16 protein-coding genes are annotated in these 15584 nt (G+C 71.1%); 7 read left to right on the top strand and 9 right to left on the bottom strand.

Going from position 1 to position 15584, the window contains the following annotated elements; genetic code table 11:
- Window positions 1–112: 112 nt before the first annotated feature.
- Both CLV43_RS29415 and CLV43_RS29410 read left to right on the top strand, forming a co-directional pair.
- Entirely contained in the window at window positions 113–1807 is a 1695-nt protein-coding gene (locus CLV43_RS29415) for an ABC transporter family substrate-binding protein (protein ID WP_245887077.1), read from the top strand.
- Window positions 1808–1875: 68 nt separating this feature from the next.
- On the top strand, window positions 1876–2790 hold the full coding sequence (locus CLV43_RS29410; RefSeq protein WP_106191018.1) for a hypothetical protein: 915 nt from the start codon (window positions 1876–1878) through the stop codon (window positions 2788–2790).
- Window positions 2791–2820: 30 nt separating this feature from the next.
- On the opposite strand, the gene CLV43_RS29405 is transcribed toward CLV43_RS29410, so the two are convergent.
- Window positions 2821–3813 (bottom strand): ArsR/SmtB family transcription factor, encoded by a 993-nt coding sequence (locus CLV43_RS29405; RefSeq protein ID WP_106191017.1) that lies wholly within the window; start codon window positions 3811–3813, stop codon window positions 2821–2823.
- Window positions 3814–4106: 293 nt separating this feature from the next.
- Between CLV43_RS29405 and CLV43_RS29400 the strand changes: the two genes are divergently transcribed.
- Together CLV43_RS29400 and CLV43_RS29395 are read left to right on the top strand one after the other, a co-directional pair.
- On the top strand, window positions 4107–4601 hold the full coding sequence (locus CLV43_RS29400; RefSeq protein WP_106191015.1) for a SigE family RNA polymerase sigma factor: 495 nt from the start codon (window positions 4107–4109) through the stop codon (window positions 4599–4601).
- Entirely contained in the window at window positions 4598–5533 is a 936-nt protein-coding gene (locus CLV43_RS29395; RefSeq protein WP_106191013.1) for a hypothetical protein, read from the top strand. The genes CLV43_RS29400 and CLV43_RS29395 overlap by 4 nt, the downstream gene beginning before the upstream one ends.
- 15 nt (window positions 5534–5548) lie before the next feature.
- On the opposite strand, the gene CLV43_RS29390 is transcribed toward CLV43_RS29395, so the two are convergent.
- Complete coding sequence (locus CLV43_RS29390) at window positions 5549–5734, bottom strand: hypothetical protein (protein ID WP_106191012.1); 186 nt, start codon at window positions 5732–5734, stop codon at window positions 5549–5551.
- A gap of 100 nt (window positions 5735–5834) precedes the next feature.
- Here CLV43_RS29390 and CLV43_RS29385 point away from each other — a divergent pair, with 100 nt between their 5' ends.
- Window positions 5835–6077, top strand: a complete 243-nt coding sequence (locus tag CLV43_RS29385) for a hypothetical protein (RefSeq protein WP_146174956.1) — start codon at window positions 5835–5837, stop codon at window positions 6075–6077.
- Between the two features lies 1 nt (window position 6078).
- On the opposite strand, the gene CLV43_RS29380 is transcribed toward CLV43_RS29385, so the two are convergent.
- Complete coding sequence (locus tag CLV43_RS29380; RefSeq protein WP_106191008.1) at window positions 6079–7092, bottom strand: esterase/lipase family protein; 1014 nt, start codon at window positions 7090–7092, stop codon at window positions 6079–6081.
- A gap of 107 nt (window positions 7093–7199) precedes the next feature.
- On the opposite strand from CLV43_RS29380, the gene CLV43_RS29375 reads away from it, so the two are divergent.
- The gene (locus CLV43_RS29375; RefSeq protein WP_106191410.1) at window positions 7200–7577 is read left to right on the top strand and encodes a MerR family transcriptional regulator; all 378 of its coding nucleotides are present in this window, start codon (window positions 7200–7202) and stop codon (window positions 7575–7577) included.
- 1 nt (window position 7578) lies between these two features.
- On the opposite strand, the gene CLV43_RS29370 is transcribed toward CLV43_RS29375, so the two are convergent.
- Window positions 7579–9159, bottom strand: a complete 1581-nt coding sequence (locus CLV43_RS29370; protein WP_106191408.1) for a Na+/H+ antiporter — start codon at window positions 9157–9159, stop codon at window positions 7579–7581.
- A gap of 84 nt (window positions 9160–9243) precedes the next feature.
- Window positions 9244–10230 (bottom strand): glutathione S-transferase family protein, encoded by a 987-nt coding sequence (locus CLV43_RS29365; protein WP_106191406.1) that lies wholly within the window; start codon window positions 10228–10230, stop codon window positions 9244–9246.
- 102 nt (window positions 10231–10332) lie between these two features.
- On the opposite strand from CLV43_RS29365, the gene CLV43_RS29360 reads away from it, so the two are divergent.
- On the top strand, window positions 10333–10719 hold the full coding sequence (locus CLV43_RS29360) for a YchJ family protein (RefSeq protein ID WP_106191007.1): 387 nt from the start codon (window positions 10333–10335) through the stop codon (window positions 10717–10719).
- Window positions 10720–11043: 324 nt separating this feature from the next.
- On the opposite strand, the gene CLV43_RS29355 is transcribed toward CLV43_RS29360, so the two are convergent.
- The 4 genes from CLV43_RS29355 to CLV43_RS29340 all read right to left on the bottom strand — a co-directional run bounded on the left by CLV43_RS29355 (window position 11044) and on the right by CLV43_RS29340 (window position 15565).
- Entirely contained in the window at window positions 11044–11679 is a 636-nt protein-coding gene (locus CLV43_RS29355; RefSeq protein ID WP_106191005.1) for a dihydrofolate reductase family protein, read from the bottom strand.
- A 70-nt stretch (window positions 11680–11749) separates the two neighbouring features.
- Window positions 11750–13489 carry a hypothetical protein gene (locus CLV43_RS29350; RefSeq protein WP_106191003.1) on the bottom strand — a complete coding sequence of 580 codons (1740 nt, stop codon included), beginning with the start codon at window positions 13487–13489 and terminating at the stop codon, window positions 11750–11752.
- Window positions 13490–13610: 121 nt separating this feature from the next.
- A complete protein-coding gene (locus CLV43_RS29345; protein ID WP_106191002.1) occupies window positions 13611–14483 on the bottom strand; it encodes a GNAT family N-acetyltransferase in 873 nt (290 codons plus the stop codon).
- A 95-nt stretch (window positions 14484–14578) separates the two neighbouring features.
- On the bottom strand, window positions 14579–15565 hold the full coding sequence (locus tag CLV43_RS29340) for a sigma-70 family RNA polymerase sigma factor (protein ID WP_106191000.1): 987 nt from the start codon (window positions 15563–15565) through the stop codon (window positions 14579–14581).
- Between the last annotated feature and the right edge of the window lie 19 nt (window positions 15566–15584).

The raw sequence follows: 15584 nt of genomic DNA, 5'->3' as shown, positions 1-15584 counted from the left end.
CGCACCCCTACGGTGTGATCCACGGGGCAAAGAGGGTTTCCGGACGCGGGGCGTCCGGGCGCACGAACCGGGCCACGACGTACGCGGCCAGGCATGAGGGAGGTTCACGACAGTGAGTCGACGTGTAATGGCCAGGGTGGCCGCGCCGGTGGCCGCGCTGGCACTGGTGTTGACCGCGTGCGGTAGCGGTCCGTCGGGCAGCGACCAGGGCCTCAAGGGCGCTGACCAGCAGGAGCAGGGCAAGGACGACATCAACCCCGTCGAGGCGTCCAAGCTGAAGGACGGCGGCGAGCTCAAGTGGCCCGTCGACTCCCTGGCGGACAACTGGAACTACAACCAGGTCGACGGCACCGTCGCCTCGGGCGCCCGCATGATCGCCGCGGTCATGCCGAACATCTTCAGCCAGAAGGCCGACGCCACGATCGAGCTGAACAAGGACTACCTGGAGGACGCGTCGGTCACGTCGCAGGACCCCCAGGTCGTCACCTACAAGCTCAACCCGAAGGCCAAGTGGAGCGACGGCGCCGCCTTCTCCTGGGAGGACTTCGCCGCGCAGGCCAAGGCCAACAGCGGCGCGGACGCGGCCTACCTGACCTCGTCCACCACGGGCTACGAGGACATCGAGAAGGTCGAGAAGGGCGCGACCGACCAGGAGGTGAAGGTCACCTTCAAGAAGAAGTTCGCGGAGTGGAAGAGCCTCTTCGGTCCGCTGTACCCCAAGGCCCTCAACGCCACGGCCGAGGAGTTCAACAAGGGCTGGGTCGACGGCCCCAAGGTCACCGCGGGTCCGTTCAAGATCGGCACGATCGACCTGACCGGCAAGCTGGTCACCGTCGTGCGCGACCCCGCGTGGTGGGGTGAGAAGCCGAAGCTGGAGAAGATCACCTTCCGTGTGATCGACCGCACCGCGCTGGCCGACTCGCTCGCCAACGGCGCCATCGACTGGTACGACATCGGCTCCAACGTCGACCTGTTCAAGCGCGCGCAGCAGACCCCCGGCATCAAGATCCGCCAGGCCGTCACGCCGGACTACAACCACCTGACGTTCAACGGTGCCGCCTCCGCCGTCATGAGCGACGCGAAGGTGCGCACGGCCGTCATGCAGGGCATCGACACCGCCACGATCGCCAAGGCGATCCTCGGTCCGATCCAGCCCGACCCCAAGGTCCTCGGCAACCACATCTACCTGCTGGGCTCCAAGGAGTACAAGGACAACGCCGCGGTCGCCAAGTTCGACAAGGAAGCCGCGAAGAAGTCCCTCGACGACCTGGGCTGGAAGCTCGAGGGCGACGTCCGCAAGAAGGACGGCAAGGACCTCGCGATCCGCTTCCTGATCCCGACGCCGAACCCGACCAGCGACCAGGTCTCCAAGCTGGTGCAGACGCAGCTCAAGGAGGTCGGCGTCAAGGTCGACATCGTCGCCGTCCCGTCGGCGGACTTCTTCAAGTCGCACGTCAACGTCGGTGACTTCGACATCACGTCGTTCCGCTGGCTGGGCACCGCGTTCCCGATCAGCTCCTCGAAGTCGATCTACGCGCTCGACCCGGCGAACGTGAACCAGAACTACGGCCGCGTCGGCAGCGACGAGATCAACAAGCTGTTCGACCAGGCCAACAGCGAGCTCGACGACACCAAGCGCGGCGAGCTGGCCAACCAGATCGACCAGGAGATCTGGAAGGCGGGCCACCAGCTGCCGATCTTCCAGAGCCCCGGTGCCGTCGCGGTCCGCGAGAACATCGCGAACTTCGGCGCGGTCGGCTTCGCGAACAACCCGTACGACTACATCCACATCGGCTTCACGAGCTGATAGCGATGGTCCCCGACGGCCCGGTGGGTTCTCCCGCCGGGCCGTCGGCCTGTGGAGGAGGAGTTCGCTTGTTCCGGGTCAGGGCGGTGCGCCACGGCGTCGCCGCGGTCGCGGTCGTCCTGGTGCTGTGCGCGGGCGTCGCGGTGACCGCGCTGCTGTCGTTCACCTCGGCGTCGGACCGGATCGGCACGCTGACCGGCCGCGCGGTCGGCCAGGTCGTCCGGGTCGCGCAGAACACCGTCGAGCTGAGCTGGCCGCTGCCCGACGGCACCTACCGGACCGCGCTGGTCGAGATCCCCGGCCGCCCACCGGCACCGGGCCAGAAGACCCAGGTCGCCTACGACCCCGACGACCCCGGCCAGGTCGTGATGCCCGGCGCCGAGCTGCTGGTGCAGGCCGACCGCGCCCTCAGCGGCCTCGCCTTCACCGCCGCCGTCGTCCTGCTCGTCATCGCAGCCACCGCCTGGCGCCTGCTCACCCGTTCCCGCGCCGCCCGCCAACCCGCCCGCAAGGCCCGCGTCCGCCGCGTCCGCGTCCAGTCGGGCCTCATCGTCCGCTCCTGGCTGGAGGTCGACGGCCCCCGCGAGCGCTGGGTCCCCGTCTACTACGACCCCGCCCTCGTCGCGATGCCGTCCCCGGCCGACGTCGTGCTGCACGGCGACCCGAACCGCGACCGGCTCGTCGTGGTCGAGGTCGGCGACGTGCTGCTCTACCCCTCCGGTCCCGTCACCTCCAAGCACCCCCGCGGCCGCCGCGGCGACAGCCCCGCCGAACCGGACCCGGACGTCGTGGCCGCGGCCCGGTCCGCCGGGTGGCGACGCCAGCTCCGCGCCGACGCCGTGCTGGTGATCCCGGCCCCCTTCATCGGCCTGTTCTGGGCCTACCTGGACGGCAGCGGCTTCAGCGGCTGGCTGGCCGCGACGCTCGTGACCGCCGGGATGGGCTTGTGGGTCGCCGCCTGGCGCGGCGCCGACCCGTCCTGACCGGGGCGTGTCCACAGTGGACCCTCGGGGTCACCTACCCGCGGCGAGCACTTGGAGTCCCAGCGGTGTGACGAGGTGCTCGGCGACGTTCTCGTGCCGGTCGGTGGTGATCAGCCCCGCGTCGCGCAGGACGCCCGTGTGGTGGCTGACGGTGGCCGGCGCGATGCCGACCTGCCGCGCCAGCCCGGTCGTGGTGCCGCCGTGGAGGACCGACCGCAGGATCGTCGCCCTGGTGGCCCCGAGCAGCGCGCTCACGTGGTCGCCGCCGCCACGCCCGCCCGCCAGCAGCCGCGACTCGACCCGGATGGGGAACACCAGGACCGGGGGCAGCAGCGGGTCGGCGAGGGCCACCGGGTGGTGCAGGCAGAAGTAGCAGGGGATCAGCTCCAGGCCGCGCCCGCCGAGGTGCAGGTCGCGGTCCAGCGGGTAGTCGACGGCCAGCACCGGCGGCTGCCAGCTCGTCTCCTGGCCGAGCCACTTCAGCAGCCCCTCGGGGCCGGTCTTCAGGTAGCGCTGCGCCCAGCCCGCGCACTCGATGCGCAGCCCGTCGCCGATCACCTGGAGGTGCGGCTCGACCAGGGTCCTGAAGTACACGTGCAGGGCCTGCCGCAGCTGCTTCAGGGCCACCGACCGCCCGCGGGCGAGCTCGGCCAGCCACCTCGCCGCCGGACTCCCCGTCGGCCGCAGCCTGTCGACCTGCTGGCGCAGCGCGCACGGCGGCGTCGACAGGACCGCGTCGACACCGGTGGCGATGTCGGGCACGTGCCGCGCGGGCGTGAGGAAGTCCGGGAAGTAGGCCGCGTGCGGCGCCACCGCCACCAGCGTCCGCACGGCAGCCCGCAGACCGCCGTCCCGGCTCATGCTCTCCCGCACCCCGCGGCGCCAGAGGTCGAACGGCAGACCCCCGTCGGTGTGCTGGAGGACCTGGACGCTGCTCACGATCTCCCACATGAGGTCCACCTCCAGCCTCAACCGCGTCCGCGCGATGTCCGCGTCGGTGAAGTGGATGCGCAACTGCGGCACGTCGTCCCCCCGGACTTGACAGCACCTGTCGACCACCAGGTCGAATCCCCCAGGCCACAACCCCCTGCTACCAGGGCCCGCCACCCTGCCACCCCGCTCCCGCCGACGTGTTGCCTTCGCGGAGGAACAGCCGATAGGAGCAAGCCCTCGGCGCACCCGGTTGGCCCAACGGGGCGGTGGGTTCCACCACGAGCTGTTCTCCCGGATCGGTGCGCCGCCGTTTCGCGGCCCGTGCAACCGTTCGGGCTGTCCGACTTGTAGTACCCGAGTCCGGCGAGTCGGGAGGGACTGCGGTGGGGGTACCTGAGGGGTTCGAGGAGTTCGTGGCGGGCGCTTCGACGCGTCTGCTGCGGACCGCGTTCCTGCTGACACGGGACATGGGGCACGCGGAGGACCTCCTGCAGACCTCGCTGGCCCGCGCGTGGCGGGCGTGGCAGCGGGTGCAGGGGGATCCGGAGCCGTACGTGCGGCGGATCATGGTCAACACCTACGCGACGTGGTGGCGTCGGCGGTGGCGCGACGAGCGGCCGACCGAGGTGTTGCCGGAGCCGGTCGGGGTGTCGCCGGAGGCGGCGGTCGACGAGCGCGAGTGGCTGTGGCAGGCGCTGGGGCGGTTGCCGCGCAGGCAGCGGGCCGTCGTGGTGCTGCGGTTCTACGAGGACATGACCGAAGCCCAGGCCGCCGACGTGCTGGGCTGCTCGATCGGCACGGTGAAGAGCCAGGCCAGCCGAGCGATCGCGAAGCTGCGGCTGGACGACTCCGTGGTACGGGAAGGGATGCGGCGATGAACCTCGACGACCTCGCGTCGGTGCTGCGCGACCGCGCCGACCACCTGCCGGACGCGCCTGCCGGTCCCCGCGTCGCGGGTGTGCAGTCCCTCGTCCGGGCCTCCCGACGGCGCCGGGCGGTGACCGGTGCGCTGTGCCTGGCGCTGGTCGGCGCGCTCTACGCGCTGGTCGTGCCGACGCCACGGGAGGGGCACCTGCCCGCCGGGCCGGTGCGGGCCTACCCGGACCACCACCAGGGAACGCGGATCCTCGCCCAGGCCACGGGGAGGACCGCCGTCACGCGGTTCGTCCCCCGGACGCTCGACCTCAGCCTCTTCCTCCGCTGCGACAAGGAGGTCGTGGTCCGCGTGGTCGTGGACGGCCGGGACGCGGGCCTGGTGCCGTGCGGTCCCGGCGGCGGTTCCACCCTGCCCACGTGGGCGGACTACGGCGTCGCGGTGGGCAAGCCGTCGGTGGTGGCTGTCGCGATCGAGGGCAGGCACGCCCCCGAGCCACCCGCGGAATCCGGCTACCGCCTCGTCCCGGCCCCACCCGACGTGACCGCCGCGATCGCCGTGGGTGAACCCGTACCCCCGGACACCTACCCGTTCCCACCCCGCCCCGCCGAGCTGAGGGCCCTGCGACAGCCCCACCTCGGCACCACCGTCCTCCGCTCCGACCCCACCGACCCGAACCTGCCGCGGCAGCTCACCTGGACGTGGCCCGGCGGCGGCGACTTCCGCGTCCAGTCCACCACTCCCGGCAGGCTGCGCGTGCTCGTGAACGACGTCGAGGTCCAGGACCACTCCTGGTGGGACTACGAGGCCATCGGAGGCGTCGCCGTGATCCCTCGCGACACCAACTGGCAGGGGCTGGAGGTCGGACAGCGGGTGACGGTGACGGTGGTACCGGAGCGGTTCACCGGCGAGTGGATGGTGGAACTGCCGATGTAGGGGGCCCGGCCCGCTTCAGGGTCGGGTGCGCGGACAGGCTTCGGGCGTCGATGGCTCGCCCGCCCGGTGGAAGTGCTGCTCCACCTTCTCGATGTGCCCGGCCTGCACCACCGAAGCGCTGGCGTCGGCGTCCACCTGGTTGGTCGTCGACGTCAGCGCTTCCGGCGGCGCCGTCGCCAACAGCCGCACCAGTCCCGCCACGGGTAGCTCAGCGTCCTGGAGTTGATCGCCGGGGCCGACGCCGCGGACGCACCACTGGGGCCGGTCCACACGGCTCGATCCGCTTACCGGTGGATCCGTGGTGGAGGAACTCGAGGAGGATTCCGCCGTGGACATGTCGGTCGGGTCCGAGGACGGGCTCGTCGAGCTTGAGTTCGGCGGCTTCGGGTCCTTCGTCTTGGTCTTGCACCACGCTGGTGAACGCGATGGCCAGCACGGCCGACGCACAGGCGAGCGGAATGAGGAAGCGGCGGCGCGACAAGGGGATCGGGATTCGAGTCAGCTGACGTTCCACGCCCACGCGGCGTTCTGGCACCGAGCATGACCTACCTCCCCGCGAACACGTACGCCTTCAACGCGGGCTCCGCCGTCACCTGCGGCGCAGTCGCCAGATTCGCGGTGATGGCGGCGTTGGTGGCCGCGAAGTCGTCCGCGAACGTCGCCGGATCCACGCCCGGCATGTACTGCTGCGCGCACAGGTCGGGGGAGAGGCGGGAGGGGGTCGCGGGGCCGGGGTGGGTGAGGGCGTCGAGGGTGAGGGCGTGGGCGATGGGGTCGGAGGTGCCGATGGCGATGTGTTCGCTCTGGTCGGCGGGGCAGAGGTCTTGGAGGGCGATGTTCGTGATGCGGCCTCCGCCGCCGTGCAGGCTGGTGGAGCCGGTGTCGTCCTGGTTCGGGGTGACGTACTGGTCGTGGACGGTGTAGACGTTCGTGTACGAGATGCCCGGGAAGGTCTCCTGGCGGGAGTTGAGGGCCTTCAGGAAGGCCGAGCTGGACCGCATCTGCCAGAACGACGGGGGACAGGAGCTGCCCGCGGCGCAGCCGGAGTCGTTGCCGGTGCTGCCGTGGTTGGGGGTGGCGAGGGCGACGTAGTCGGCCACCATCGCGCGGGTGTCGGGCCAGAAGCGGAGCGCGAAGCGGGGTTCGAGGCCGCCCTGGCTGTAGCCGACGACGGCGATCTTGCGGCCGCTGACCGCGTGGACGTGCCGGATCGCGTGCACGACGTACTCCGAGGACACCTGGATGTCGCCGAGGGCGTACCCCGGCAGCTCCACCGAGCAGTACGGGCGGCCGCTGCTGTCCATCGCGCGGAACCAGTTCCAGGCGAACACGTCCGGGCCCAGCGCGGTGGGCGGGACGAACAGGGCGACCTCCTGGTCGGCGCGGGTGGCGTTCGGGGTGCAGGTCACGGCGGCCGCGAGGGTGGCGGCCGGTACCGAGAGGCGGGGGCCGAGGCGGTCGACGGGCGCGTAGCCGTGGGTGGCCGCCGTGGCAGGGGCGGCTGTCAGGCCCGCGAGCAGGAGCAGGCCCAGTGCCGCGCGGCGGAGGGTGGGGATCATGGCCGGGTTCCTCGTTCCGATGGGTCGGGTCGAACTCGGCTACGCTAAAACCTGACACAGATGTGAGCTGCAATGATCAGTGGCCCAGGTCACGGGTGGAGGGTGTCGTGCGGATCGGTGATCTCGCGGGGAAGACCGGCGTGGCGGTGCGGTCGTTGCGCTACTACGAGGAGCAGGGGCTGCTCACGTCGGTGCGCGGGTGCGGCGGTCAGCGCCAGTACGACGAGTCGGCGGTGGAGCGGGTCGACCTGATCCAGCTGCTGTACTCCGCCGGCCTGTCCAGCAAGGCGATCCGCGGGCTGCTGCCGTGCGTCGTGTCGAAGGCCAGCACGCCGGAGTCGCGCACCGCGCTGGCCGCGGAGCGGGAGCGCATCGACGGGCAGATCGCGGACCTGGTGCGGGCGCGGGACAAGCTCGACGAGATCATCCTGTTTAGCGGCAGCCCGGAGTCCGGGTGCACGTGGGTGGAGACCGCGCAGGTCTGACCTACTCGGCGATCTCCCGCCGGGACAGGCGGACCTCCTCGATGTCCAAAGTGGACTGGATCTGGCGCAGCACGGTGTCGTCGATGCTGCGTTCGTCGCGCAGCCGCACGACGGTCGCCCGCTTGTGCGCGATGACGGCCAGCCGGAGCGCGGTGTACTCGTCGTTGTAGACGCGGAAGCGCTCGGCGTCCTCGTCGTTGCCTGCGTGCAGCTTGCGCAGGTGCTTCTCGTGCTCCTGGCGCAGCCGCTCGTGCACGGCGCCGCTGGTGCCCAGCTGCGCGGCCAGCTCGGGCAGCGCGGCGGTGGCCTCCTCGGACATGATCCGCTGCGCCATCAGCCTTTCCTCCTCGACCTCGGTGTCCGGGCCGAGCCGCGCCCAGCGCACCACGACCGGCAGCAGCAGGCCCTGCGCGACGAGGGTGACCACGACGACGCCGGAGGTCACGAAGATGATGGTGTCGCGGCCGGGGAACTCCTCGCCGGACGCGATCACCTCCGGCACGGCCAGCGCCGCGGCCAGCGACACCGCGCCGCGGAAACCGGCCATGACGCTGACCATCCGAACACGGGGACCGACCCGCCGCAGCCGCTGCTCGGGTCGGCGGTCCAGCGCCCGCACGACGTAGGGCACGGTGAACATCCACAGCAGCCGGGTGCCGAACACCGCGGCGGAGATGACGCCCACCAGCACCAGCGCGGTGCCGATCGTCGTGGTGAGGCCGCGGATCGCGGTCTGCGCCTGGAGTCCGATGAGGACGAACAGGGCGCCGTTGAGCAGGAACGTCGACAGGCTCCAGAAAGCGGTCGACTGCTGGCGGGTGTCCGCGCGCACCAGGCGCGGCCCGATCTGGCTCAGCGCCAGCCCGCACACCACGACGGCGAGCACACCGGACGCGTGCGCGAACTCCGCCAGCAAGAAGGCGAGGAACGGCGTCACGACGCTGAGCACGTTCTCCAGCAACGGGTTGTCCAGCCTGCGCCGGGTCTGCACCGACAGCCAGGCCGCGACCAGACCGGCCACCGCGCCGCCCGCGTAGGCGAGGAGCGTCAGCCCGGCGACGCTGCCGAGGCCGAGCTGCTGCTCGCCGACGGTGACGCCGATCGCCAGTCCGTAGATCACCAGCGCGGTGCCGTCGTTGACCAGGCTCTCGGCCCGCAACGTCGTCACGGTGCGCCGCGGCAGCCCCCTGGCGATCGCGCCCACGGCGGTCGCGTCGGTCGGCGCCACGGCCGCGCCCAACACCCAGGCCGGGGCCCACGGCAGCCCCAGCGCGTGCGCGACCACCGCGACCGACGCCGCCGTCGCGACCACCAGCAGGGTGCTCGCCAGCACGATCGACCGCAGGTTGCTGCGGATCTCGCGCAACGACGTGGTGAGGCTCTCCCAGTAGAGCAGCGCGGGCAGGAACACCAGCAGCATGAGCTCCGGCGGCAGGCTCACCCCGCGCAGCGCCGGGACGAAGCCCAGCAGCGCCCCGCAGGCCAGCAGCACCAGCGGTGGCGCGACGTGCAGCCGGGGCGCCACGACACCGGACAGCAGGATCGCCACACCGAGGACGACGACGATTTCCAGTCCAAGCACCGGCACATAGTGCCCCACCAGGTGCCTTGGGGGCAGGTCGTGCCCGGTGCCGTGGACGGTCGTCCCGTCCACGGCACCGGTCGGTCAGGACGGGACCGGGACCACCGCGGGCACGCGGTCGACGGCGGGCGGCGGTCCCGGCGGGGTGCCGTCGCCGAACGGGGAACCGCCCAGCTGCTCGCGGAAGTGCGGCGTGAGCCAGGCCGCCGGGTCGGGGCCGACGGCGACGATGCTCGTCGGGTTGATCGCCACGTGCACCCCGTAGTAGTGCCGCCGGATGTGGTCGAAGTGGGTCGTGTCGCCGAAACCGGGCGTCTGGAACAGGTCCCGCGCGTACGCCCACAGCGCCGGGTACTCGATCAGCTTGCGCGCGTTGCACTTGAAGTGGCCGTGGTACACCGCGTCGAAGCGGGCCAGCGTCGGGTACAGCCGGACGTCGGCCTCGGTGATCCGGTCGCCCATCAGGAAGCGCTGCCGGGTCAACCGGTCCTCCAGCCCGTCCAGCCCGTCGAACACCCCGCGCACGGCCCGGTCGTAGCTCGCCTGCGACGGCGCGAACCCGGCCCGGTAGACGCCGTTGCTGACGTTGCGGTAGACGTGGTCGTTCAGCTCGTCGATGCCGTCGCGCAGCGCCACCGGGTACAGGTCCGGCGCGCCCTCGCGGTGCAGCGCCTTCCACTCCGAGCCCAGGTCCAGGGTGAGCTGGTCGTAGTCGTTGGTCACGAGGTGCCCGCTGGGCACGTCCACCAGCCCCGGCACGCTCACGCCGCCGTCGTAGGCCGGGTCGCGCTTGAGGTAGGAGTCGCGCAGCGCGTGCACGCCGAGCACCGGGTCGAGGTCGCCGGGGCTGCCGGTCCCCGCGGTGAACACCCAGTGCACCTCGCCCGCGATGAGCTCCTGGATCGGGTCGGTCACGCCGAGGGAGATCGCGTCGTCCAGCCCCATCAGCCTGCGCACGATCACCGAGCGGTGCGCCCACGGGCACGCCCGGTTGACCACCAGCCGGTACCGCCCGGCCTCGACCGGCCAGCCGTCGGCCGCGTCCGCGGTGACCCGGTCCACGAACTTCATCGGCGTGCGCTCGAAGTCGGCGCTGTCGTCCGCTGCCACCGTGCTCTTCTCCCTCGTTCGACGTCGGTCACAATCGTCCGCGTGCCAGGACAACGCTCGCGTGTGATCACCACAGCCTCTCCCTGCCCGTGCGGGCTCGGCAACTCCTACGGCGACTGCTGCGGCAGGGCCCACCGCGGCGACACGACCGCGGCCACGGCCGAGCTGCTGATGCGCTCGCGGTACAGCGCCTTCGCGGTCGGCGACGTGGACTACCTGCTGCGCACCTGGGACCCCACCACCCGGCCCGCGGAGCTGGACCTCGACCCGGCGCAGCGGTGGACCCGGCTGGAGGTGCTCGGCACCACCGGCGGGGGACTGCTCCAGCGCGAGGGCACCGTGGAGTTCCGCGCGCACTACCTCGACGGCGGGCAGCGGTTCGACCTGCACGAGAACAGCCGCTTCCGGCGCGACAACGGCCTGTGGGTGTACCTCGACGCCGTGGTCTGAACCGGGTTCCACCGCACCGGACCCGAGAAGCGCGCACGTTCACGAGAACCGCCCCCAGTCGACCGGGGGGCGGTTCTCGTGGACAACGCGGCGGAGCCGAGCACACCCGAACCGGCACCCGCCGCCTGGTCGCCCGCGCCGACACCGGGGGTGGTCCCGTTGCGCGTCCTGACGATCGACGAGATCCTTTCCGGCACCTTCCGGACGTTGCGCCGCGCTCCTGGTCGGGACGTCCACGGCGGTGCTGCTGGTCGCCCTGGCGCAAGCCGCGGCGGACTGGCGCCGGACCACCCACGTCGTGCCGGACCCATCCGGCGGGGTCGTTCAGTCCGCAGGCCCGAGGCCCTGGTCGGGAAGGCTCATGTCCCCGGTCGCCGGTGTGCCGTCGGCGAGCCCGTAGCTCAGGTGCACCGAGCCCTTGGGGCCGGCCGCGGGCGGTTGGAGGAGCGTGAGGTTCGTGGGCACGGCACCGTCGCCGAACACCTTCTTGCCGACGCCGAGCGCGATCGGGTGCACCCAGAGGTCGAGGCGGTCGAACAGCTTCTCGCGCAGGAGGGTCTGCACGAGGTCCAGGCTGCCGACCACCGTCACGTGCTCGTGCCGGTCGCGGATCCCGCGCACCGCCGCGGCCAGGTCCGGGCCGAGCAGCGTGGACCCGGCCCACGGGAGGTCGGGCGTGCCGCGGGAGGCGACGTACTTCGGGATGCTGTTGAACAGGTCGGCGAACTCGTTGCCCTCCTGGTGCGGCCAGTAGCCCGCGAAGAAGTCGTAGGTCCGCCTGCCCAGCAGCAGCGCGTCCGTGCCCTGGTACGCCGCCACTACCTGCTCCCCGGCGACCTCGTCGAGCAACGGCGCCTGCCACCCCCCGAACGGGAACCCGTCCGGGTCCTCCTCGGGGCCGCCGGGCGCCTGCCCGACGAGGTCGAGTGTCGCGAACATGACGACGTGGACGATGCCCATGGCCTACTCCCGGTGCTTTGGTGTTCGTGATCGGGAGGTAGACCGGACAGCGGCGGGAAACTCATCGCGGCTACGGCTCGGACCCCCGCTTCGACAGGAAGACCCTGGTCGCCAGCACGACCGCGCCCGACGTGAGCGCCGCGGCCCAGCCGATCTTCGCGGCGTTCATCTCGAAGGCGAAGTCGAGCCCCTGGAAGGCGACCTGGAGGACGCCGATCACGGTGACGGCACCGAGCAGCTTGTTGCGCCTGCCGTCCACGTGCCGCTGCCGGGCGTCGCGCAGGTCGTCGACGGTGCGCTCCAGGTCCGCCACGACCTCGGCCCAGTACTCCTCGCGCTGCCGGATCCCGCGCACCTCCTCGATGGACTCGTAGAAGGCGCGCTCGGTGTCGTACCGCAGGACGTTGAAGTAGCGGTGGCGCTGCACCTCCTGGAACGTGGTCAGCCGGAAGCGGCGGAACCGGTCGAACGTCTCGTCGCCGCGCCACCGCCCCAGCCGGTCACCGGGGTCGAGCAGCCCCACGTCGTCGAGGTGCCGGATCAGCTCGCGGACCTGGTTCTCGTAGCGGCGCACCAGGTCCTCGTTGTGCAGCGTCATCAGGTGCACGAGGAAGAGGTACGGGCAGGTGCCGATCCAGCCGCGCCCCGCGTTGAGGCTGCGCGACCGGGAGACGACCTCGTAGAGCGAGGCGGGCGTGGCGTAGACGATGAAGTACCCGGAGTCGTCCTGGACGCCGGACGGCGGGTAGATCGGGTCCGTGCTGTCCTGGATCTCGGAGAGGTCCTGCCGGAAGAAGTCGATGATGTTCTGGAAGTAGCCCGACAGGAAGTAGTAGGCCAGGTGGTCGGGGTGGCAGCGGTCGAGCACCTCGCGGCGGTAGACCAGCACCCCGTCCTCGGTCGGGACGGGGTCCACCGCGTCGAGGTCGGTGAGCCGCTCGCGGATGTCCTGGTCGAGCAGCCGGAAGAAGTAGGGGTCCTCCAGCACGGTCACGCAGGTGGTGTTGGAGTCGGCGGCGTCGGTGGCGGTGACCCGCTCGGGGTCGAAGAACGTCTTCGAGAGCTGGGGGTCACCGGTCGCCGTCACCTTCGTCTTGGCGGTGGTGCGGATCGTGTCGAACAGGTCGACCGAGTCGAGCTGGAAGCGGTGCCGGACGTACTCCGGCAGCGAGCGCGCGACGGACTGGCGGTCGCGGCGCGAGGTGGCGACGGGCGACGCCTCGTCGGACTCGTACATGGCCGAGGTGCCCTCGGTCGGGAAGAAGACCTTCTGCAGCAGGCTGAGCGCGTAGTAGTGCGACGCGCTGTGCTGGTAGGTGAGCTCGAACGACAGGTGGTAGGACAGCGACAGGTTCGAGTGCGCCACCCAGAACGCCCGGCAGCGCACCGACTCGAACCGGACGTGCCGGTCGAGGTCCGCGCGGAGGTCGCGCCCCTCGGTCGACCAGGACACCCGGTCCGGCATCTCGATGTCGATGATGTCGCACACGTTGGGGCCGTACCCGTCCCTGGGCACGATGCTCTCGGTGTCGATGAGGAAGTCCTCGACGAAAAGCCCTCTTTTGCGGTCCGCGATGTCGTTGAAGAGCGGTTCGATGGCACGGGACAGGGCTTTGCTGTCCTGGTGCCCGCGCAGTTCCCCGACGTGCTCCTTATTCCAGGTGAGTCCCGGAAGCCTTTGTGCCAATTCGTCCTGCAACGCCTCGTGGCTGATGAGCAGGGACGTGGTCAGGTGCAGTCTGCCGTCGCGTTGCCGCAGGTCGGCGAGGCCGGAGAACAGGTCCTGCTGGCTATTCTCGTCCGTGGACAACCGATTCATGATCTCCCCGTGGACATCCGACGTGCCGGGGTCGGGTCGGCGGCCCCGAAAGGGATCGTCGGAGAACTCGAGGCGGTTTCACTTCTTGGCGGATCAGCCGGTAACGGTTTGATCACACGGCGTGGGTGGCGGCTTTCGCCAGCTGCTCGCGGACGCCCACGTCCGTCCGGCCTACCTGGGCGCGCAGGTCGTCGAGAGCGGGCAGCGGGTCGAGCAGCGCGACGGGGCCCAGCAGGCGGCACTCGCGGACCTGCGCGGCGGCGAGGTCGTTGGTCGCGAGGTCGCCCGTCTTCAGCACCGAGATGGCGAAGAACCGCTCCAGGTGGTCGGCGAGCAGGTCGCCGTCGAGCTCGAAGTCCTGCTCGGCCAGCACGGCGAGGATCAGGTTCCCGCCCGGCTGCTGGGTGTCCGACAGCGGCGGCTGGACGTAGGGGAAGTCGACGACGCGGACGCCGAGCCGCGCCCAGATGGCCACCCGGTCGAACTGGTCGACACCGGACGCCGCCGAGTCCTGGGCGTACTGCTCGGCGGTGAGCAGCAGCGGGTCGTTCAGCTCTAGGAACACCACGACCGGGCCCGCGGCGGGGTAGAGCCGTTCCGCGATCTCCCGGCAGGCGTCGACGAGCCGCCGCAACAGGCCCCGGCCGCGCATTCCGGGGAGGACGAAAGCGTAGTTCAGGTGCATGGTGACAATGGCGTGCCCCGGCAGCGGTGCGGCCAGGAAATTGGCCCCGCCGATGGTCCGGCCGTCGATTTCCGCGACCACGACGAGTTCGCGGAAATCACCCAGTCGTGCCGATATCCGGGAATACCCCGGTTCGTGGTTGAGGGCGAGGCAGTCGACGAACCCGTCCCTTTCCTCCTTCTCGTCGACAAGGGTGAAGGCCTGGTCGTACCCCTCGTAGAAGGTGGTGAAGACCTCGCTCGCACCGTCGTCGGCGACCAGGACGTCGAGGCCCTTCCTCGACCGGAACCCCGTGTCCATGTCGATTCCTCCCGGTGCGGATGGCGTGTTCCGGAGCGCGTCGATCCGGGACATCGTAACTCCGGTCCGCGCGCTCCGGCCGCCTTCTTCCGCGCTCAGTCGCGCAGCTCCGCGGGAAGTCCGAACTTCTCGAACAGCGAAAGGTCGAAGAAGCACGCGACGTGCGTGACGCCCTCCGGGGAGAGGGTGAGCACCGGCAGGTTGAACGGGCGGTGCACGCCGTCCTCGCCGCGCATGTAGAGCCCGAACGCGGGCTGGCCGTTCGCGACGGTGGGGACCAGCCGCATGTCGCCGGGGCCCTCGGCGGGGCACTGGGTGTCGACGAGCCGGGCGATGTCGGGGCCGCCCTGGTACCAGGCGGTGAACGGCGGCATCTCCCACACGGCGTCGGAGGTGAACAGGTCGACGATCGCCGGGATGTCCTTGGCCTCGAACGCCCTCACGTACCGGTCGAGCAGCTCCCGCTGCTCCGCCGTGGTCGGCTCGACGACCGCGTCCTCGGTCGGCGACACCTCGTCGAGCTGGGCGCGGGCTCGTTGCAACGAGCTGTTCACCGCCGCCGTGGTGGTCTCCAGCAGCTCGGCGACCTCGGCCGCCTTCCACGCCAGCACGTCGCGCAGCAGCAGCACGGCCCGCTGCCGCGGCGGCAGGAACTGCAGCGCGGCGACGAGCGCGAGCCGGATGCTCTCCCGCGACGCGACGATGGAGGCCGGGTCGTCCGGGGTGGCGGTGAGCATGGCGTCGGGGATCGGCTCGAGCCACGGCACCTCGGGCCGTTCGACGAGCTGGTCGTCCGGACCGGAGCGCGGTCCGCCCAGACCGGTGGGCAGCGGGCGCTTGCCGCGGCTGTCCAACGCGGTCAGGCACGTGCGGGTGGCGATCGAGTAGAGCCACGTGCGCAGCGACGACCGGCCCTCGAACCGGTCGTAGGCCTTCCACGCGCGCAGGTAGGTCTCCTGCACCATGTCCTCGGCGTCGTGCACGGAGCCGAGCATCCGGTAGCAGTGCGCCAGCAGCTCGCGGCGCACCGGTTCGGCGAGCGCGAGGAAGTCCTCGTCGACCGCAGGGTCCACTGTCGTCACGGCGGTCCGTCTCCTTCCG

It is taken from the genome of Umezawaea tangerina, from assembly GCF_003002815.1.
In the GTDB taxonomy this organism is placed as follows: domain Bacteria; phylum Actinomycetota; class Actinomycetes; order Mycobacteriales; family Pseudonocardiaceae; genus Umezawaea; species Umezawaea tangerina.
Note: the sequence above shows the minus strand (reverse complement) of the source record. Positions and strands in the feature narration are given on the sequence as shown.